The 19,877-nt window shown below is 63.6% G+C and carries 18 protein-coding genes; all 18 read left to right on the forward strand.

What is annotated here, in order from left to right; translation table 11 throughout:
* Positions 1–186 precede the first annotated feature (186 nt).
* The 18 genes from mraZ to J7E82_RS00665 all read left to right on the forward strand — a co-directional run bounded on the left by mraZ (position 187) and on the right by J7E82_RS00665 (position 19,813).
* The gene (gene mraZ, locus J7E82_RS00580) at positions 187–618 is read left to right on the forward strand and encodes a division/cell wall cluster transcriptional repressor MraZ (RefSeq protein ID WP_214859331.1); all 432 of its coding nucleotides are present in this window, start codon (positions 187–189) and stop codon (positions 616–618) included.
* 191 nt (positions 619–809) lie between these two features.
* The gene (gene rsmH, locus J7E82_RS00585) at positions 810–1,808 is read left to right on the forward strand and encodes a 16S rRNA (cytosine(1402)-N(4))-methyltransferase RsmH (protein ID WP_214859333.1); all 999 of its coding nucleotides are present in this window, start codon (positions 810–812) and stop codon (positions 1,806–1,808) included.
* On the forward strand, positions 1,805–2,503 hold the full coding sequence (locus J7E82_RS00590; RefSeq protein ID WP_214859335.1) for a hypothetical protein: 699 nt from the start codon (positions 1,805–1,807) through the stop codon (positions 2,501–2,503). The genes rsmH and J7E82_RS00590 overlap by 4 nt, the downstream gene beginning before the upstream one ends.
* 42 nt (positions 2,504–2,545) lie before the next feature.
* Complete coding sequence (locus tag J7E82_RS00595) at positions 2,546–4,342, forward strand: penicillin-binding protein 2 (protein ID WP_214859337.1); 1,797 nt, start codon at positions 2,546–2,548, stop codon at positions 4,340–4,342.
* A 147-nt stretch (positions 4,343–4,489) separates the two neighbouring features.
* On the forward strand, positions 4,490–6,091 hold the full coding sequence (locus tag J7E82_RS00600) for a UDP-N-acetylmuramoyl-L-alanyl-D-glutamate--2,6-diaminopimelate ligase (RefSeq protein WP_214859623.1): 1,602 nt from the start codon (positions 4,490–4,492) through the stop codon (positions 6,089–6,091).
* 6 nt (positions 6,092–6,097) lie between these two features.
* Positions 6,098–7,594 carry a UDP-N-acetylmuramoyl-tripeptide--D-alanyl-D-alanine ligase gene (gene murF, locus J7E82_RS00605; protein WP_214859339.1) on the forward strand — a complete coding sequence of 499 codons (1,497 nt, stop codon included), beginning with the start codon at positions 6,098–6,100 and terminating at the stop codon, positions 7,592–7,594.
* Positions 7,591–8,700 carry a phospho-N-acetylmuramoyl-pentapeptide-transferase gene (mraY, locus tag J7E82_RS00610; RefSeq protein ID WP_214859341.1) on the forward strand — a complete coding sequence of 370 codons (1,110 nt, stop codon included), beginning with the start codon at positions 7,591–7,593 and terminating at the stop codon, positions 8,698–8,700. Before murF ends, mraY begins: the two co-directional genes overlap by 4 nt.
* Positions 8,682–10,283: a UDP-N-acetylmuramoyl-L-alanine--D-glutamate ligase gene (gene murD / locus J7E82_RS00615; RefSeq protein ID WP_214859342.1), complete on the forward strand. Its 1,602-nt coding sequence runs from the start codon at positions 8,682–8,684 to the stop codon at positions 10,281–10,283. Before mraY ends, murD begins: the two co-directional genes overlap by 19 nt.
* Before the next feature lie 2 nt (positions 10,284–10,285).
* Positions 10,286–11,566 carry a putative lipid II flippase FtsW gene (gene ftsW / locus J7E82_RS00620; RefSeq protein ID WP_214859343.1) on the forward strand — a complete coding sequence of 427 codons (1,281 nt, stop codon included), beginning with the start codon at positions 10,286–10,288 and terminating at the stop codon, positions 11,564–11,566.
* Positions 11,567–11,572: 6 nt separating this feature from the next.
* Entirely contained in the window at positions 11,573–12,673 is a 1,101-nt protein-coding gene (murG, locus tag J7E82_RS00625; protein ID WP_214859344.1) for an undecaprenyldiphospho-muramoylpentapeptide beta-N-acetylglucosaminyltransferase, read from the forward strand.
* Complete coding sequence (gene murC, locus J7E82_RS00630; protein ID WP_214859345.1) at positions 12,670–14,085, forward strand: UDP-N-acetylmuramate--L-alanine ligase; 1,416 nt, start codon at positions 12,670–12,672, stop codon at positions 14,083–14,085. Before murG ends, murC begins: the two co-directional genes overlap by 4 nt.
* A complete protein-coding gene (locus J7E82_RS00635; protein WP_214859346.1) occupies positions 14,078–15,010 on the forward strand; it encodes a cell division protein FtsQ/DivIB in 933 nt (310 codons plus the stop codon). Before murC ends, J7E82_RS00635 begins: the two co-directional genes overlap by 8 nt.
* Positions 15,011–15,202: 192 nt before the next feature.
* Positions 15,203–16,447 carry a cell division protein FtsZ gene (ftsZ, locus tag J7E82_RS00640; protein ID WP_214859348.1) on the forward strand — a complete coding sequence of 415 codons (1,245 nt, stop codon included), beginning with the start codon at positions 15,203–15,205 and terminating at the stop codon, positions 16,445–16,447.
* Between the two features lie 45 nt (positions 16,448–16,492).
* The gene (locus J7E82_RS00645) at positions 16,493–17,194 is read left to right on the forward strand and encodes a polyphenol oxidase family protein (RefSeq protein WP_214859350.1); all 702 of its coding nucleotides are present in this window, start codon (positions 16,493–16,495) and stop codon (positions 17,192–17,194) included.
* On the forward strand, positions 17,187–17,939 hold the full coding sequence (locus tag J7E82_RS00650; RefSeq protein ID WP_214859355.1) for a YggS family pyridoxal phosphate-dependent enzyme: 753 nt from the start codon (positions 17,187–17,189) through the stop codon (positions 17,937–17,939). The genes J7E82_RS00645 and J7E82_RS00650 overlap by 8 nt, the downstream gene beginning before the upstream one ends.
* A gap of 87 nt (positions 17,940–18,026) precedes the next feature.
* Positions 18,027–18,560 carry a cell division protein SepF gene (locus tag J7E82_RS00655; RefSeq protein ID WP_214859356.1) on the forward strand — a complete coding sequence of 178 codons (534 nt, stop codon included), beginning with the start codon at positions 18,027–18,029 and terminating at the stop codon, positions 18,558–18,560.
* Between the two features lie 102 nt (positions 18,561–18,662).
* Positions 18,663–18,950 (forward strand): YggT family protein, encoded by a 288-nt coding sequence (locus J7E82_RS00660; RefSeq protein ID WP_214859357.1) that lies wholly within the window; start codon positions 18,663–18,665, stop codon positions 18,948–18,950.
* 170 nt (positions 18,951–19,120) lie between these two features.
* The gene (locus tag J7E82_RS00665) at positions 19,121–19,813 is read left to right on the forward strand and encodes a DivIVA domain-containing protein (RefSeq protein ID WP_214859358.1); all 693 of its coding nucleotides are present in this window, start codon (positions 19,121–19,123) and stop codon (positions 19,811–19,813) included.
* Positions 19,814–19,877: the final 64 nt, after the last annotated feature.

A 19,877-nucleotide genomic window follows, 5' to 3' on the forward strand; every position in this document is an offset into this window, starting at 1 on the left:
TTTCCCTCCACTTGCCTCCATTGCCTGAAATCCGCGCGATTTCAAGGCGATTTGATCATCCAAACTATGTAGAAACAGCCTGTGTCGGATTGACTGTGGAGGGTTGTGGAGTAAAGTGGAGGCTGTAAGAGGGTAGTGGCGGCATGGGGTAGTTCCGAACACCTTTGATGGACGGGCGGTGGGCCAGTGTTTCTTGGCACTCATTCACCGCGTTTGGACGAGAAGGGCCGGATTATCCTCCCCGCAAAGTTTCGAGAGGAACTTGCGGAGGGCCTGGTTCTCACAAGAGGCCAGGAGCGCTGCATCTACGTCTTCAGCCAGAGGGAATTCGAACGTATTCACGAATCCATGCGGGAGGCCCCCATCTCCTCCAAGCAGGCTCGTGATTACATCCGGGTTTTCCTCTCTGGAGCCTCTGACGAGGTGCCTGACAAGCAGGGGCGCGTGACGATTCCGCCGGCGCTCCGGGCATATGCAGGTCTTGACCGGGAACTGGCAGTGATTGGCGCCGGAACCCGCGCGGAGATCTGGGATGCCCAGGCCTGGAACGAGTACCTGGCCGAGAAGGAGTCCGCCTTCTCGGAAACCGACGACGACAACATTCCTGGATGCTTCTAGGACCAGAAAGCGGCTGACGGCCAGTCGCTTCTTGGATGGGATCTCCAGCCGCCCATCACTGCAGTCATCCTGGCTCACTTCCCCGGAGCCAGGCGGGCAAGGCGATAGGCGCGGATGGGGATCCGGCTCAAGAAGCACGGGCCGCAAAGTGGCAACTACAAGCACGATGCAAGGAACGAGGAGGAGGCGGCATGGACGGAAACGAACCTGCAAAGCCTACTTCCGAGCGCCACGTACCCGTCCTTAAGGATCGCTGCGTCAACCTGCTTGCCCCGGGCTTCGAGGCCGCACGGCTGCGCGGCGAGACCCCCGTGGCAATCGACGCCACACTGGGCATGGGCGGCCATTCCGAAGCTATGCTCCAGCGCTTTCCGGACCTGCACCTCATCGGAATAGACCGTGACGAGGAGGCGCTGGCACTGGCAGGCGATCGGCTTGAGCCCTTTGCCAACCGAACGGATCTTGTCCACGCCGTTTACGACGAGATCGCAGAGGTGCTGGAGGATCTCGGAGTGGACCAGGTGCACGGAATCCTCATGGACCTTGGAGTTTCGTCCTTGCAGCTGGACGAGCGGGAGCGAGGTTTCGCCTACTCCTACGACGCGCCACTGGACATGCGGATGGATACCAGCCGTGGACAGACGGCCGCGGACGTGGTGAACAACTACAGCGAAGAAGACCTCGTTCGCATCATCCGCAAGTGGGGCGAGGAGAAATTCGCGGGCCGCATAGCCAATCGGATTGTCACTGCCCGTGCGGAAAAGCCCTTTGCCACCACAGGGGAGTTGGTGGAGCAAATCCGGAGTGTGGTGCCGGCAGCAGCTGCCAAGTCCGGCGGTCACCCGGCCAAGCGGACGTTCCAGGCGCTGCGGATTGAAGTGAATGAGGAGCTGGACGTGCTGGAACGGGCCGTTCCTGCCGCCGTCGAGGCTATCGCCCTGGGCGGACGGATTGTTGTCATGTCCTATCACTCCCTGGAAGACAAGATCGTCAAGTCTGTCTTCCAGTCGCGCTCAAAGTCCTCGGCCCCGCTTGGCTTCCCGGTTGAACTCGAGGAGCACAAGCCGGAGCTAAAAACCATTACCAAGGGCACCGAGGTGCCAACTCCCGAAGAAATCGCAGAAAACCCCCGGGCCGCTTCCGCCCGGTTGCGAGCCGTTGAACGAATCAAGCCGAGGAGAGCCGAATGAGCGCTGCAGCAGCCAGGAACATTCCGTCCGTGGTCGGCAACACGGCTCGTGCCCTGCCAGCCGAGGCTCCGGGAACTGGTTCTCCCGGTTCCGACGCCGCCCGCCGGCAGCGCACGCCCCTCTCCCTCGTACGGAATGCCCCTGGAAAGCGGCGGGCACCGTTCGTTGTGTTTTGCTTCGCAGTCCTGGCTGCTGCCCTTTTGACGGTGCTCGTCCTGAACATCTCTGTTTCCACTGCCCAATACCAACTGGTTGAACTCAAGGGCGACGCCGCCACTTTGACCAAGCAGAACCAGGACCTGACACAGAAGGTGCAGAACTACGAAGCTCCCCAGAATCTGGCAGCCAAGGCCGCAGAATTGGGAATGGTGGCTTCCACGGTCAAGGGTCAGATCGACCTGAAAACCCTGATTGTCAGTGGCAAAGCGACGCCGGCTATCAAGGCTGACAACCCCGGGGCCGTGATTCCAGCACCGGCAGTTGCAGGGCAACTGAGCGTGGTTCCGCCACCTTCCATCAAGGAAGCCCTTGAAAACCGGAAGCCTGTGGACAAGCCAGCCGACAAGTCCGCAGAAAAGTCTGACAAGTCCGCAGAAAAGGCCGCGGACAAGGAGGCTTCGGCGGCGGACAAGAATGCCCCGCAACTCAATGGCGGCTCGGTGCCGGTGCCCCAGCAGAAGGCGCCAGGCCAGTAGTCGTCCGCAAAACCGGCCGTAAGGCAACAGCGAGGAAACAACGTGGCCCAAAGCACCGCCAAGGCTAAGAAACGGCAAGCGCCGGGGACCACCCGGCGCTTGCGCCTCGGGCTGGGAGTCATGTTGGCGCTGCTGCTGGTTGTGGGCGGCAAGTTGTTCTTTGTCCAGGGACTCGACGTCGGTGGCATGGCTGAAGCGGCCAGGAACAACAGGCTGACTCCCATGGACCTGCCGGCCGAGAGGGGCCGCATCATCGACTCCACCGGCGCGATCATGGCGGATAGTGTCATCCGCTACAACATCGTGGTGGACCAGACCGTGAACACCAAGACCGATGAGTTCAAGCGCCGCAACCCGGACACGGACACAATCGAAACCATCAGCCGCAGCCAGGGAATTGCCGAACTGGCGGCCGTACTGGGAATCGAGACGTCCAAGATCCGGGAGGCACTGACCGGCGAGAAGCGATACAACATCGTCGCCAAGGAGGTAAAGCCCGACATCGAGGATCGGATCTCCCAACTGGCCATTCCCGGAGTAGTGTCCGAAGGGGTCAGCAAGCGGGTGTATCCCAATGGCAGCGTCGCCGGAGGGATCGTGGGGTTCCTCAGGGACGGAACTACCGGGCAGTCAGGGCTTGAGCAAACCCAGGACGAGATCCTGAAGGGCACCCCCGGAAAACGGATCTTCGAAATTGGCGCAGACGGACTGCGGATTCCGGTCGCTACGGATGAACTCACCCCTGCCATTGACGGCAAGGATGTGAAGCTCACGCTGAACTCGGACATCCAGTATTTCGCCCAGCAGGCCATCCAGAGCCAGGTCAATAAGCTCAACGCCGAATGGGGCACGATTCTGGTGTTGGACACCAAGACGGGCAACATTATCGCGATGGCCGACACGAACGCTCCCGATCCCAACGACCCTGGGAAAGTCGACGCGAAGGACAGGGGAGTCCGTGCGGTCACCGCAGCTTACGAACCGGGTTCCGTGCAGAAGATGATCACGGCTGCGGCCCTGATCGAAGAGGGGAAATCAAGTCCCCTGGATCACTTCACCATCCCGCCGTCGTATGTTGTGGATGGCCAGCAGTTCACGGACTCCTTTGAGCACGGCACCGAGGAGCGCACGTTGGCCGGCATCCTTGGCTGGTCAATGAATACCGGCACGGTGATGGCCGGGCAGCGGCTCAGCAAGGAGCAGCGGTACGACTGGCTCAAGAAATTCGGCATCGGAGAAGCTCCGGACATCGGCCTGCCGGCACAGGCAGGAGGCATCCTTTCCAGGCCTGAGCAGTGGGACGACCGCCAGCAGTACACCGTTCTTTTTGGGCAGGGCGTTTCGCAGTCAACCCTGCAGACGGTGCGCGCCTACCAAAGTATCGCCAACGACGGCGTCATGTTGCAGCCCCGGTTGATTGATAGCTACATCACCCCAGAGGGGGTCGAGGAAAAGGTCCCGGCCCAGGAGTCTCGGCAGGTTGTTTCCAAGGAGACCGCGCAACAGGTCAGGGACATCCTTGAAAGCGCGGTGACCGAAGGCCAGATCAAGGAAGCGGGCATTGACGGCTACCGGGTGGGGGCCAAGACCGGTACGTCCCAGGCGCCCCGCGAAGACGGGCTGCCCGGCTTCGATGGTTTTACAGCCTCATTGGTGGGCATGGCGCCCATGGATGATCCGCGGTTTGTCGTCGAGGTCGTGGTCCAGAGACCCAAGGGAAACATCTACGGCATCACTAACGGACCGATCTTCCGCTCGGTCATGAGCCAGGTGCTGAGGACCTACAACGTTCCGCCCTCAACGGGAACCCCGGCCAGGCTCCCACAATTCGTCAAGTAAGCTTTTTGGGCGTCAGCACGTCTATGACGCGCCTTCCGGCGTCGTCGATCCCCAGCAGCGCCAGGCGGCCTGCGCCGCAATTCACGAGCACTATCGGAGAACCACTTGCCAGAGCAGAACCAGCCCGCTTTCCCGGACGACGAAGGCATTCCGGGGCGCCCGGAGGGCGCAGCATTCCGGCCCACCGCCGTAGCAGCTGTCCCCTTTGACGCCATCGCTGGTGCGCTAGGGATTGGTCTTCCCGATCCGGCGCCGGAGGTGGCCGTCACAGGCATCTCACTTAACTCCAGGGCTATCCAGCCCGGCGACCTCTACGTGGCCCTGCCCGGGTCCGCCAGGCACGGCGCAAACTTTGTGCAGCAGGCTATAGCGGCGGGTGCCGTGGCAGTTGTGACGGACGACGACGGTGCCCGCCAGCTGGCGCTCTCCGGGGAGATCCCCGTGCCGGTGCTTGTGGTCGACTCGCCGAGGGCCGCCGTCGGCCGCCTTGCAGCCCTGATCTATCGCAGCCAGCCAGCAGAAGGCGGCGCCCCCGCCCTGTTCGGCGTGACGGGCACCAACGGCAAGACCACCACCACCTATTTCATCAACTCGCTCCTGCAGTCACTGGGAAAGACAACCGGGCTGATCGGCACCATCGAAATTCTGGCGGGAGGCGAGGCAATCCCGAGCCTGCTGACCACCCCGGAATCTCCCGACGTCCATGCCCTCCTGGCCCTGATGAGGGAGCGCGGACTGGATGCTGCCTCCATGGAGGTCTCCTCGCATGCAGTCTCCTACCATCGGATCGATGGAGTCGTCTTCGACGTGGCTGGTTTCACCAACCTGACCCAGGACCATCTGGATCTCCATGGCAGCATGGAGGACTATTTCCTGACCAAGGCCGAACTGTTCACACCTGACAGGGCCCGCCAGGCTGTCGTCACCGTAGACGATGACTGGGGGCGGAGGCTGGCCGGCGAGGCCGAAGTTCCCGTGACCACTCTGTCCACCGCTGGCGGCACGGAGGCCGACTGGGTTGTGGGGGACGTGGCTCCCCGAGGCCTCGGCTCTGAATTCAAACTCAGCAACCGGGACGGCCGTACCCTCCGGATCCACACTGGGCTGCCTGGAACCTTCAACGTGGCCAACGCCGCACTGGCCACCCTCATGGTGCTCGCGTCAGGAGTTGACGTCGACGCGCTCCAGTCTGCCCTGGACTCCAAAGACCCTTTTACGGTGCCGGTTCCCGGCAGGATGCAGCTGGTGTCTACAGAGCCCGCGTCCGTGGTGGATTTCGCCCACAATCCCGACGCCCTCCAGCGCGCACTCGAAGCCGTACGCTCAGCCGAGCCAGGTTCCCGTGTCATCGTGGTCTTTGGCGCCACAGGCCAGCGTGACCAGGGCAAGCGGCCCACCATGGGGGCAATCGCCGCCCGCCTCGCGGACGTCGTCCTCGTGACGGACGATGACCCGCACGATGAAGACCCCGCGGCCATTCGCGCCGAGGTGCTGGCTGGTGCGGTCGCGGCATGTGAAAACGAGGGCCTAGGCTGCGAAATCATCGAATCCTTCCCCCGGGACGAGGCCATCAGGCAAGCAGTGGAGATCGCTACGCCCAAGGACACGATCCTGGTGGCGGGCCGGGGCCACGAGGTCTGGCAGGAAGTTAAGGGAGTCAACCTTGCCCTCGATGACAGGGTAGAGCTGCGCCAAGCCTTGACAGCCAGGGGATTCATGGTTTCACCGGACCAGCGGATAGAGTCCTAGACAGTCATGATTGCACTTACTGCGGCGGAGATCGCCCATATCACCAACGGCCAGTTGACGGCGGACCCGGGAATCGTTCCGACCTCCGTGATCACGGATTCCCGTGAGGCGACGGCAGGCTCCCTCTATGTAGCCAAGCCCGGAGAACATGCAGACGGACATTCCTTCGTCGGTGCTGCTTTCGACGGCGGCGCCGTCCTGGCGCTAACCGAGCGCATCGTTGAAGACGTCGACGGGCGTCCGTTTCCCGCCGTCGTCGTCCAGGACGCGGTCTTGGCCATGGGCGCCATCGCTGCCGAAGCGGTGCGCCGCATCCGGGCGGACCGGGAAGCCCGCGGCGAGGCCCTGACCGTCATCGGGATCACCGGCTCAGCCGGAAAGACCACCACGAAAGACCTTCTTGCAGGCATTCTTTCCGCCGAGGGCAAGACCGTCGCCCCAAAGGGATCTTTCAACGGCGAGATCGGGGTGCCGCTGACCGTCTTCCAGGCGGATCTGGATACCCGTTTTCTCGTGATCGAGATGGGTGCCACCGGAATCGGCCACATCCGCTACCTTGCAGATATGGTTGAGCCGGAAATCGGCGTGGTGCTGGGCGTCGGTACCGCCCACGCAGGTGAATTCGGCGGCATCGAAAACATCGCCCTGACCAAGGGCGAGCTGCTGGAAAAGCTGCCGGCCGAAGGCACCGCCATCATCAACATCGACGACGCCAGGGTTGCGGCCATGCGGTCACGATCCTCGGCTCCCGTCCTGGGCTTTACAGCCGGAAACGCTGCCCCCGTGGGGCGGACTGTCGAGGCCCGCAATGTGGTCGTCGACGATGCCGGGCATCCCGGTTTCGACCTTGTCTTTCCGGGCGGGGCTCCTGCCGTCCACGTGCAGAGCAAGCTCATCGGCAGCCACCACGTGACGAACCTCCTGGCAGCAGCCGGGGCCGCGTGGGCAGCCGGCGTTCCCGCAGAGCGCATCGCCGCCTCCCTCAGCACACAGCAGGCCGCCAGCCGGTGGCGCATGGAGCGCACCGAGCGTCCCGACGGCGTCACGATCATCAATGACGCCTACAACGCCAACCCGGAATCCATGCGTGCGGCCCTTCGTACGCTGGCGGACCTCGGCCAGGGCCGCCGGACCTGGGCTGTTCTGGGCGCCATGCTGGAACTTGGCGAGGACTCCATCCGCGAGCATGCCGCCGTCGGAACCCAGATTGTCCGACTCAATATCGACCGCCTGGTGGTGGTGGGCCGAGAGGCGCGCCCGCTGTACATTTCTGCCATCCAGGAAGGCTCATGGGGCAGCGAGTGCAGCTTCACGGAGACGGCCGAGGAAGCTTACGAACTCCTGCAGGCCGAGCTGCGCCCTGGCGACCTCGTGCTCTTCAAGTCTTCCAACGGCGTGGGGCTGAGGCACCTTGGGGACCGGATAGCACTACACCCGCTGGCTGACCCGAGAGGACTCAGCAACGCTGAGGCCGGCTCCAATGAAGGGAACGAGCTGCTGTGATTGCCCTCTTGATCGGCGCCGGCGTGGCCCTTCTGTTCGCGCTGGTAGGAACGCCCCTTTTCATCCGCCTGCTCGTGAACCGTGGCTACGGCCAGTTCATCCGCGACGACGGTCCGACGTCCCACCACACCAAGCGCGGAACGCCGACCATGGGCGGGACAGTGGTCGTGGCCGCGGTCCTTGTGGCGTATGGCGTTACGCACCTCATCATGTGGATGATGAATCCACGTTCGCCCGGCCCCTCGGTTTCCGGGCTCCTGCTCCTGTTCCTGATGGTAGGCATGGGCTTCGTGGGCTTCCTCGATGACTACATCAAGATCTCCAAGCAGCGCAGTCTCGGCCTCAATGCCAAAGCCAAGCTGATCCTCCAAGGCGCTGTCGGCATCCTCTTCGCCGTCCTTGCCCTGAACTTCCCGGACCAGGACGGCATCACCCCGGCCTCCATGCAGATCTCGCTGGTCCGCGACATTCCCTGGCTCAACCTTGCCTTCGGCGGAACGGTGCTGGGAGCCGTGCTGTTCGTGATCTGGTCAAACCTGATCGTCACGGCGGCAACCAACGGCGTCAACCTCACGGACGGCCTGGACGGACTAGCCTCCGGAGCGGCCATCATGGTCTTTGGTGCCTACACGCTGATGGGCATCTGGCAAAGCAACCAGGCCTGCGGTTCGCCCAGGGAAGCGGGGAGTGGCTGCTACATCGTGCGCGATCCGCTGGACCTGGCGCTTCTGGCCGCCATCCTCAGTGCCGCGCTGGTTGGCTTCCTCTGGTGGAACACGTCACCGGCAAAGATCTTCATGGGTGACACAGGTTCCCTTGCCATCGGCGGCGCAATCGCCGGTTTCGCCATCATGTCCCGGACCGAACTGCTGCTGGGCCTCATCGGTGGCCTCTTCGTCCTCATCACGCTGTCCGTCATTATCCAGGTGGGCTATTTCAGGATCACCAAAGGCAAACGCTTCTTCAAGATGGCGCCGCTCCAGCATCACTTTGAACTGAAGGGATGGGCGGAAATCACGGTGGTAGTCCGCTTTTGGATTCTCTGCGGACTCTTCGTGGCGGGCGGGCTGGGAATCTTCTACGCTGAATGGGTGGTGCTGCTGTGAACAGGACGAACGACGTCGCTCAGGCTTCGGCGAACCGGCTCGACTCCCTTGTCAGCTGGGACGCTGACTGGAGTGGACTGCGGGTAGTGGTGACGGGAATCGGCGTCTCGGGTTTCGCGGCAGCCGACACCCTCATTGAACTCGGGGCGAAGGTCGTCGTCGTTGACGCCGCCACCACTGCGAAGGCCCGGGCGCAGGCGGACACGCTGAAGATCGTCGGCGCCGTCGACGTCCTCCTTGGCGAAGACGCTGTCACGTCCATCCCCAGGATCGACGGCGAAAAGCCGGAGCTGATCGTCACCTCCCCGGGCTGGCGTCCGGACCAGGCACTTCTCGCCGCGGCCAAGCGGGCGCACATCCCGGTCTGGGGCGACGTCGAACTGGCCTGGCGCGTGCGGGAACGCAAGGGGCGCAAGACCGCGGACTGGCTGGCCATCACAGGAACCAACGGCAAGACCACCACGGTGGGCATGACTGAGGCGATGCTCCAGGCAGCCGGCCTGAAGGCGATCGCTGTCGGGAATGTCGGAACACCCATCCTCGACGCCCTCAGGGACCCCGTGGATTACGACGCTTTCGCCGTGGAGCTTTCCAGCTTCCAGCTGCATTGGAGCCATTCGCTGTCTCCCGAGGCGAGCGTCTGCCTCAATGTGGCCGAGGACCACATCGATTGGCACGGGTCCTATGATTCCTATCTGGCCGACAAGGCCAAGGTCTACGCCAATGTCCGGAAGGCCTGCATCTACAATGCAGAGCAGATTGAGACGGAGCGCATGGTGGAAAATGCCGACGTCGTCGAAGGCTGTCGCGCAATCGGCTTCACCACGAACACTCCCGCGATCAGCATGCTCGGCGTCGTGGAAGGCCTGCTCGTGGACCGCGCGTTCATCGAGGAGCGGAAGAACTCCGCCGCTGAGCTCGCCTCGATTGCTGACCTGGGGCCCATCGCCCCCCGGCATATGGTGGCCAATGCCCTCGCCGCCGCGGCCCTGGTTCGTGCCTACGGCGTTGAGCCTTCCGCCGTCCGCGAGGGGCTGAAGAAGTACCTCCCCGGAAACCACCGGATCCAGCCGGTAGCACAGGCGAACGGCGTGCTCTGGATCAATGATTCCAAGGCCACCAACCCACATGCGGCGGCGGCATCCCTCTCGGCATTCGAGAACATTGTCTGGATCGCCGGCGGCCTCTCCAAGGGCGTGAACTACGACGACCTGGTCAAGGAGCATTCCAAGCGGATCAAGGCGGTGGTCCTGCTTGGCACCGACACAACGGCCCTGGAGGCTGCGCTGCAACGACACGCCCCTGACGTCCCCGTGATAGGCCAGCCCAAGGGCGAAACTGAAGGAGTGCAGACTGCCGCGACGGACGGTGCCCCAGCAGGACATTCGCCGATCTTTGGTGAGACGGTGATGGCACGGGCCGTCGCATCAGCAGCCGAGGTTGCCGAGCCCGGCGACACAGTGCTGATGGCCCCGGCAGCTGCCTCCATGGATCAATTCTCTTCCTACGCTCACCGTGGCGACGCTTTCATCCAGGCAGTTCGCGAGCTCGTGGAAGGGCAGGCCAAGACCGCCGAGGAGTAAGAATGGTGAGCACGCCCACACGGACCCAGGGCGCCAAGCCCGGTGCCGGGAAGGCCACTCCTGCGCCGTTGCCCGCCAGGGTTCGTGGAGGGCTGAGGAGCTTTTGGAACGCGCTGGAGGGTTCCGGAAAATCCCGCAACGGATCCACTTACTACCTCATCCTTGGGTCGACGCTGGCCTTGACCGCGATCGGCATCATGATGGTGCTTTCCGCGTCAAGCGTCGAGTCCATCGCAGCGGGCGAATCCCCTTACTCGGCGGCCCTCAAACAGGGCATGTTCGCCGCCATTGGACTCGTCCTTATGACCGTGCTGTCGCGCGTGAACGTCCTATGGCTCAAGAGACTGGCCTGGCCCGGGATCTTCGTCGCCTACCTGCTCCTGGTCCTGGTGCTCCTGATTGGAACCAGCACCAATGGCAACCAGAACTGGATCGAGTTCGGTTCCTTCACCTTCCAGCCCTCAGAAGCAGCCAAGCTCGCCCTCGCGCTCTGGATGGCTACCGTACTGGCGCGCAAGGAGCGGCTCCTCATCCGCAGCCGCCACGCCCTCATCCCCGTGGTTCCCATCGCCCTGGGTATCATCGGCCTGGTCCTTGCCGGAAACGACCTCGGAACGGGCATGATCATCATGGTCATCATGGCTGCCGCCCTGTTCTTCTCAGGCGTTCGGCTGTATCTGTTCGGCCTCGCCGGTCTCCTGGCCGTTGCGGGCACCGCCATCATGGCCATTGCCAGCCCGAACCGGATGTGTCGAATCCTTTCCTGGACCGGCCAGACCTGCGCTGACGGCACGGACGTCAACTACCAGTCCACCAATGGCCTCTATGCGTTGGCCTCCGGCGGCTGGTTCGGAGTGGGGCTGGGACAGAGCCGGCAGAAGTACAGCTGGATCCCGGAAGCGCACAACGACTTCATCTTCGCCATCATCGGGGAGGAACTCGGCCTGGCAGGAACGATTGTCGTCCTGGCCCTCTTCGCCATTCTCGGCGCAGCGATTTACCGGGTTGTGGTGGCGCAGGAGGACATGTTCCACAGGGTGCTCGCGGGAACCATCATGGTGTGGCTCCTCGGGCAGGGCACCGTGAACATGGCGGTTGTAACCGGGCTGTTGCCTGTAATCGGTGTGCCATTGCCCTTCATTTCCTATGGCGGTTCGGCCCTGCTCATGTCCCTGTGCGGCATCGGCGTAGTCTTGTCCTTGGCCCGCGCACAAATGGCGCCAGGTATCCAGCCCAAGAGGATCCTGAAGCTGCCAGCGAAACCTGCACGAAAGCGTAAATAGCCCTTCATGAACTCCCAGAAATTGTCCGTGGTCCTGGCCGGCGGCGGCACCGCTGGCCACGTCAGCCCGTTGCTGGCCATTGCCGATGCCATCAAGGAGGCCAGGCCGGAAGCGTCGATCGTGGCTGTTGGTACCCCGGGAGGCATGGAAACACGCCTTGTGCCTGCCGCCGGCTATGAGCTTGCGACCATTGATCGAGTGCCGTTTCCCCGGCGCCCTTCGCTTGACCTCGCCAAGCTTCCTGGTCGGCTCGTGCGAGCCGTCAAGCAGGCGGAGGCTGTGCTTGACGCGGCCGATGCGGACGTCCTGGTCGGCGTCGGCGGCTATGTCTGCACTCCGATGTACCTTGCGGCCTCCCGGAAGAAGATCCCCATCGTCATCCACGAGGCCAACACCCGCCCAGGGCTCGCCAACAGGTTAGGAGCCCGGTTCAGCCGCCATGTGGCGGTGGCCTTTGCGGAAACTCCGCTCAGGAATGCCGGGCATGTAGGAATGCCCATGCGCAAGGCGGTGTCTACCCTGGACCGGGGTGCGGCGCGTGCCGCGGCCCGGGCCGCCCTTGGGCTGGATGCCGATCGGCCTGTTCTGGTTGTCACAGGCGGCTCGTCCGGTGCCCTCAGCATCAACCGAACCATTGCGCGTTCCGTTGAGGCCCTCGCAGAAGCCGGCATCCAGACCCTGCACATCACCGGTCGCGGGAAGGCTGTGCTGGACGTCGACGGCGGACAGCTCGCCGCCGACGGCTACCGGCAGGTGGAGTATGTGGACGGGATGGAGAACGTCTACGCCGCGGCAGATGTCCTGCTGGCCCGCTCCGGCGCGGCTACGGTCTGCGAAGTAGCGGCCGTCGGCGTGCCTGCCGTCTTCGTGCCCCTGCCCATTGGCAACGGAGAACAGGCCCTGAACGCCGCGGGCCTTGTTCGCAACGGTGCTGCTTTGATGGTGGAGGACAAGGCGCTGAACCCCGAATGGGTCCGGGAGCATCTCATTCCGCTTCTTACTGACTCCGGGCGGCTGGCTGAGATGTCACGGAAATCCGAAAGCCTGGGTATCCGTAACGCCGATCAACTTATGGCCGAACTCGTACTGGAAGCGGTATCCAAATGACCCAGCCCGTCTCACTGAACTCGCTTGGCCGTGTCCACTTTGTCGGTATCGGGGGAGTGGGGATGTCCGCCGTCGCCAGGATCATGGTGGCCCGTGAAGTGCCGGTCAGCGGCTCCGATGCCAAAGACCTTCCCGTCATGAAGGAACTTGAAGCAGCCGGCGCCCGGATCGCCGTCGGCTACTCAGCCCTTAACGTGGGGGACGCCCAGACCGTCGTTGCCGGTTCTGCCATCCGCCGGGACAATCCCGAACTCGAGGCGGCACGGGCCGCCGGCCTGCCGATCCTGCACCGGTCCGAGGCCCTTGCGGCCACGATGGGCGGGGACCGAGTGGTTGCGGTTGCAGGGACGCATGGCAAGTCCACCACGACATCCATGATCACCGTCCTGCTCAAGGAAGCCGGCCTGGATCCGTCGTTCGCGATCGGGGCCAACGTCCCGTCCCTGGGCGTCAACGCGGCGCATGGCGAGTCCGACATCTTTGTTGCCGAGGCCGATGAATCCGACGGCTCCTTCCTCAACTACCGGCCACGGATCGCCGTCGTTACGAACGTCGAAGCGGATCACCTGGACCACTACGGCACTCCGGAAGCCGTGTTTGCTTCCTTTGACAGCTTCGCTGCCCTGCTACCCGCGGATGGCCTGCTGCTCGCCTGTGCCGACGATGAGGGAGCGCGATCCCTCGCCTCCCGCACCCGCGCCGCCGGCACCACTCGGGTGCGCACCTACGGTACCTCTGGGGATGCGGACATCCGGCTGCACGACGGCGGGCCAGGAGCCGTGTGGCTCAGCGTCCGGATGCCCGCCAACGGGCAATCGCAGACGGGATTGCCGCTGCCCGCTGGGGAACGCTACCGGCTGGAGCTCCAGGTTCCCGGCCGGCACAATGCCCTCAATGCTGCGGCCGCGTTCGCAGTGGCGGTTGAGCTTGGCGTGGCGCCTGAAATGGCCGCGGTGGCATTGGGCCATTTCACCGGTGCATCACGCCGCTTCGAATTCAAGGGCGAGGGCAGGGGAGTACGCGTCTACGACGACTATGCCCACCATCCCACCGAAGTCCTGGCTGCGCTGTCCGCCGCCCGGTCAGTTGCCGGAGAGCACAAGGTGCATGTGCTGTTCCAGCCCCACCTTTTCTCGCGGACGAGGGAATTCGCACGGGAGTTTGCCGAGGCGCTCAATACGGCGGATACGGCCCTGGTCCTGGATATTTATCCGGCACGTGAGGACCCCATCCCAGGCGTCACCAGCAGGCTCATCACTGACCGGCTGACGTCGGGCCGCCTGGTTGCCGGGGGCAAGGAAGCCACCGAAGCGGTCGCTGCCGCCGCCGGCACGGGTGACGTTGTGCTCACGGTCGGCGCCGGCGATGTCACAGCCTACGGGTCGCAGATCGTCGAGGCACTGGATGGCTAGCGGACGCAAGCCCAGCTACCGGCCGGCTGCGCGTTCATCGCCCGCCGCCTCCGGTGTGTCCCGGCCCCGTTCTACCAGCAGGCCGGGCGGGCCCAGTGTGATCAGCGCCGAGCGTTCGCTGGATGCTGCCCAGGCCCAAGGGACCAACGCCCAGGGCCAGGGCGCCAAGGCCCACGCCAAGCTCCAGGAAGCCAAGGCCCCGGCCAAAGTCCTGACGTTCCCCGAATCCAGGCGGAGGAAGCTCAAGCGCAGGATCATCTGGGTTTCAAGCATTACCGCGGCGCTGGTAGCGGCGCTGATTGTCGGGGCGGTCTATTCCCCGGTGCTGGCCATCAGGACGTTCACCATCGATGGCACAAGGCTGCTCGCCCCGGACCAGGTGCGGACAGTCCTGGCACCGCTGGAAGGCAAGCCATTGCCGCAGGTGGGTAAGGACGAGGTCACGGGGCTGCTCAAACCGCTGGTTCAGGTTCGATCGGTCACCATCGAAGCCCACCCGCCCTCGGAGCTGGTGGTACACGTCCAGGAACGCGTTCCCGTGGCCCTCATGAAGCAAGGCGAGCAGTACCTGCTCGTCGACGTCGACGGCGTGCAGTTGGGCGCCACAGCCGATCCCGAGTCGGTGGCGCTGCCACTGATCGACGGGGGCGGCACGGCTGTGGGCAAGGACATCTTTGCCGCCATCACCGGCGTGCTGGGAACGCTCCCTCCGGACATCCTGGCTCGGATGTCAACGGCATCCGCCGAATCGGTGGATTCAGTGAAGCTGAAGCTCGACGACGGGAAGACCGTTGTATGGGGAAATGCCGAGGAAATGGAGCTCAAGGCACGTGTCCTGGAGGCGCTGCTCAGGGCGCCCGCGGATCCAAAGGTGCCGGTCTCGGTCTACGACGTCAGCACGCCTCGGCATGCCTTCACCAAGTGACGGCAAACCGGCAATTTCAGCAAAAACAAGCGACACGCTGCGGTGGTCATTGAATGTGGCAACCGGAGGAAATAGCGTCGCAGTCAAGAGTTACTTGACATAACTATAACCTTCAACTAGAGGGTTAGGGTCCGGGAATTCAAGTTGGACTCGATCAGTTTCGCTATAGGACACGAACAAGGGGCACGAAACGTGGCAGCACCGCAGAATTACTTGGCCGTCATCAAGGTCGTCGGCATCGGCGGCGGTGGCGTGAATGCAGTCAACCGCATGATCGAGGTCGGACTTCGCGGAGTCGAGTTCATCGCAATCAACACCGATGCCCAGGCCCTTCTGATGAGTGATGCAGACGTCAAGCTCGACGTCGGACGCGAGCTCACGCGTGGCCTGGGCGCCGGAGCCAACCCCGAGGTCGGCAAGCAGGCCGCAGAGGACCACGCGGACGAGATCGAGGAGGTCCTCCGTGGTGCCGACATGGTCTTCGTCACCGCTGGCGAAGGCGGCGGCACGGGCACCGGTGGCGCGCCCGTCGTGGCACGCATTGCCCGTTCGCTTGGCGCCCTCACCATCGGCGTCGTGACCCGCCCGTTCACCTTCGAAGGCCGCCGCCGCGCAGGTTCTGCCGAAGCGGGCATCGACGCCCTGCGGGACGAGGTCGACACCCTGATCGTGATCCCGAACGATCGCCTCCTGTCCATCAGCGACCGCAACGTCTCCGTCCTGGACGCCTTCCGTTCCGCTGACCAGGTGCTGCTGTCCGGCGTCCAGGGCATCACGGACCTCATTACCACTCCGGGCCTTATCAACCTGGACTTTGCGGACGTCAAATCCGTGATGCAGGGTGCAGGCTCCGCCCTTATGGGCATTGGCTCTGCCAGGGGCGAGGATCGTGCCGTCAAGGCCGCCGAGCTTGCCATTGCTTCCCCTCTGCTCGAAGCATCCATCGACGGAGCCCACGGTGTCCTGCTCTCCATCCAGGGTGGCTCCGACCTTGGCCTGTTCGAGATCAATGAGGCCGCGCGCCTGGTGCAGGAAGTGGCACACCCGGAAGCCAACATCATCTTTGGTGCCGTGATTGACGACGCCCTGGGTGACGAAGCGCGGGTCACCGTCATCGCCGCCGGTTTCGACGACGTCAAGGCCACCTCGCCTTCCCTCAACCAGGGTGCAGCACAGTCCGGTGCCCACGCCCAGCCAGTCCCGCATGAGGCACCGTCCGAGCGCCCTGCCGCGCCGGCAGCCGCACCCGTCCAGGCACCCGCCCATCAGCACATCGGGGCAGGAGTCGGGGCCGCCAGCCTGAGCAACTGGGGCCAGCAGCGGCCCTCGGCCCTACCAGCCGACTCGGGATTCGACGTCGACCTGCCCTCGATCGTGGAGCCCGACCTGTCCGGAAGCCGCACTGACGACCTCGACGTACCCGACTTCCTCAAGTAGGCCAACCGCCTGCTCGGACACATCTCGAAGGAGAACCTGCAACCGGTGTTTTGGTGGCGCAACGAAGTGCAGCCGGGAGTCTCGGTAGCCTTCACCGACACCGGTGCGGGCAATCTTGCCCTGCACGTGGGAGACGACCCTGGCGAGGTCCGGCAACGCCGGGCAAGGCTGGAAGAAGCGGCCGGCCTTGGCGCCCGCCGCTTTCAATACATGGATCAAGTGCACGGCAACGCGGTGGCGCTGATCGAGAGCATGTCGTCCACTGCTGCCCCTACCGCGGACGCCATGGTCTCGACAACGCAGCCCTTGGCCGTCATGGTGGCTGACTGTGTGCCCGTGGTGCTTGTCGGCGACGCCGCTTCCGGACGATCCCCGGTTACGGCTGTTGTCCATGCCGGGCGCCCCGGAGTCGCTTCGCGCGTAGTTCCCGCTGCCGTCGTCGAGATGCGGCGCGCGGGCGCGGAGGAGATCCGGGCCTGGATCGGGCCCTCCATCTGTGGGTCGTGCTACGAGGTGACTGAGTTCCTGCGCGAGGAGGTGGCCGCCGTCGAACCCTCAACATGGGCGACGACCTCTTGGGATACCCCTGCCCTGGACCTTCCGGCCGGAGTCAGCGCCCAGCTGCGGTCCGAAGGGGTTCGAATCGAGTATTCCGGTGGGTGCACGCTGGAGAACGGGAAGCTCTTTTCCTACCGGCGGAACAAGGAAACAGGACGCTTTGCAGGATTGGTTTGGACGCATGAGTGACATTGGCAACAACGCGGGAACCGTCGACGCCGGCGATACCCGCACCCATGAACTGCGGGGCCGCCTGGCCAGGGTCCGCGACAGGATCGCCGAAGCCACCATTGCTGCCGGGCGCGTCGAAGGGCCGCGACTGATTGTGGTCACGAAGTTCTATCCTGCGGCCGATGTCCGCAGGCTCGCAGGGCTCGGCGTTGAGGACGTTGGCGAGAGCCGGGACCAGGAGGCTTCCGGCAAGGCGGCTGAACTCGTCGAGCTGCCGTTGCGCTGGCACTTCATCGGCCAGCTCCAAAGCAACAAGGCAAAGTCTGTGGCCCGCTACGCTCATTCCGTCCACTCGATCGACCGTCCCCAGCTTGCAGACGCCTTGGCAAAGGCGGTGGCACTGGAACAGGAGCAGGGCGGGCGTTCACCCCTTGAGTGTTTCGTCCAGGTGAACCTCGACGACGACGCCGACGGCCACCGTGGCGGCGCCCTTCCCTCCGATGTCGGAATGCTGGCCGACAAGATCGAGTCGGCGGCGTCCCTGCATTTGGCGGGAGTGATGGCGGTGGCACCCCTCGGCGGCGATCCGGACGCGGCATTCGAAAAACTTGCCGGGATTGCCGCGCAGCTACGCGCCTCCCATCCGCATGCTACGGGCATTTCCGCCGGCATGAGCCAGGACCTTGAGGCCGCCGTCCGTTTTGGTGCGACACACCTGCGTATCGGCTCCGATATTCTCGGTTCCCGACCGGCGGTGGGGTAGCGTCAAGGTATTGGAAGCAGCGGGCCGGGATTCAGCAATGTCAGGTCATGGGCGGCCCGCCTGATGCAGACACGATAGGAGTCGACCATGGCTGGCGCTTTGCGCAAGACAATGATCTATCTTGGGCTCGCCGATGGCGACGAACACTACGAGTCTGAGCAGCACCTGATGCACAAGGACGACGACCGGTCCGTGGAACAGGAGCGCGAGGAACGCCGCGCCCCGGCCCCGATACGGGAAGTTGTCCGTGAAGCCCCCCAAGTTGTTGCCGAAGAGGAATACCGCGCACCCGTGACACCTATCAAGCGTGCGGCGTCGAGCCGCGAAGACGCCTCCGGCCTGAGGCAGATCACCACCGTCCACCCCCGCTCCTACAACGACGCCAAGATCATTGGCGAGAGTTTCCGGGACGGGATCCCCGTCATTATGAATGTCACTGACATGGGTGAAGCCGACGCCAAGCGCCTGGTCGACTTTTCCGCGGGCCTCGTCTTCGGCCTGCATGGCAGCATCGAGCGCGTCACCAACAAGGTTTTCCTGCTGTCGCCGTCCTACGTGGAGGTCATCGGAGACGACAAGAAGGCCACTGAATCCCAGGCCAGCTTCTTCAACCAGAGCTAGCGGCTAGCGTCATCAGATGCCAGGCGGGGAAACCTTCCTGGCATCTGTGCTGCAATAGAGGGACCGAATAGCGTTGCTGAGCAACAAGGAGATATGGGTTTCGTGGGATTGGTTTTCGGTCTTGTCTACATTGCACTTTTCTTGTTTTTTGTCGCCCTGATCACACGGCTGGTGTTCGAGTGGGTCCAGATGTTCGCCCGGCAGTGGCGGCCAAGGGGCGCAGCCCTCGTGACGGCACACCTGGTCTACTCGGTCACCGATCGGCCCCTGAGATGGCTGCGGCGGCTGATCCCGCCACTCCAGCTGGGCGGAATCTCGCTGGACCTGGGCTTTTTGGTGCTTTTCATCGTCGTCAGCATCGCCATGACAATCGTGTACAGTTTCGCTTAGTTTCCCGTAGCAGCCCGCAGCCGGCCGGCGGATCACTCCGATCGCCGATCCGACCGCAAATTCTCTGGTACAACACGATGTGTTGATTAGAGGAACCAGATCATATTTAGGTACCGTAGTTTTGAACGGCCGGAAGGCCTAATGACTAACTAGACCAACGAGGTGACCAGATGGCTTTGACGCCAGAAGACGTTGTCAACAAGCGCTTTCAGCCGACCAAGTTCCGCGAAGGCTACGACCAGGACGAGGTCGATGACTTCCTCGACGAAATTGTCGTAGAGCTTCGCCGCCTCAACCAGGAAAACGACGAGCTCCGCAAGAAGCTCGCCGAGAGCGGCAATGCCACACCGGCTGCTGCCACGGCGGCAGCTCCTGTCGTCGAAAAGGTTCCTGCCCCGGTCAAGTCCGAGAAGGATGCCAAGGCTGAAGCCGAAGCCAAGGCAGCAGAAGCCGCCAAGAAGAAGGAAGCAGAGCAGGCCGCTTCCGCGGCAGTCGTGCCCGCGCCTGTAGCAGGTGCCCCGGCCAACTCCTCTGCAGAGTCTGCCGCCGGGCTACTGGCCATGGCCCAGCAGATGCACGACAAGCACGTGGCTGATGGCCAGCAGCTGAAGGAAAAGATCATCGCCGAGGCGCAGATCGAAGCCAGCAGCCTGGTAAACGACGCCCAGGAGAAGTCCCGCAAGATCCTCGGAGCCCTCGAGCAGCAGCGTTCGGTCCTTGAGCGCAAGGTCGAGCAGCTCCGCGGCTTCGAACGCGACTACCGCTCGCGCCTGAAGGCCTACATCGAAGGTCAGCTCCGCGACCTTGACGCACGTGGCTCTGTTGCAGCCCCGGAAGTCGGCGAAGCCAACGCCGAGGTTTAACCAAGTATTCTGAAAGCCGGTGGCTGGGGATTCCTCGGCCACCGGCTTTTGCTGTTAAGCCTCA

The organism is Arthrobacter sp. ISL-30 (assembly GCF_018613855.1).
In the GTDB taxonomy this organism is placed as follows: domain Bacteria; phylum Actinomycetota; class Actinomycetes; order Actinomycetales; family Micrococcaceae; genus Arthrobacter.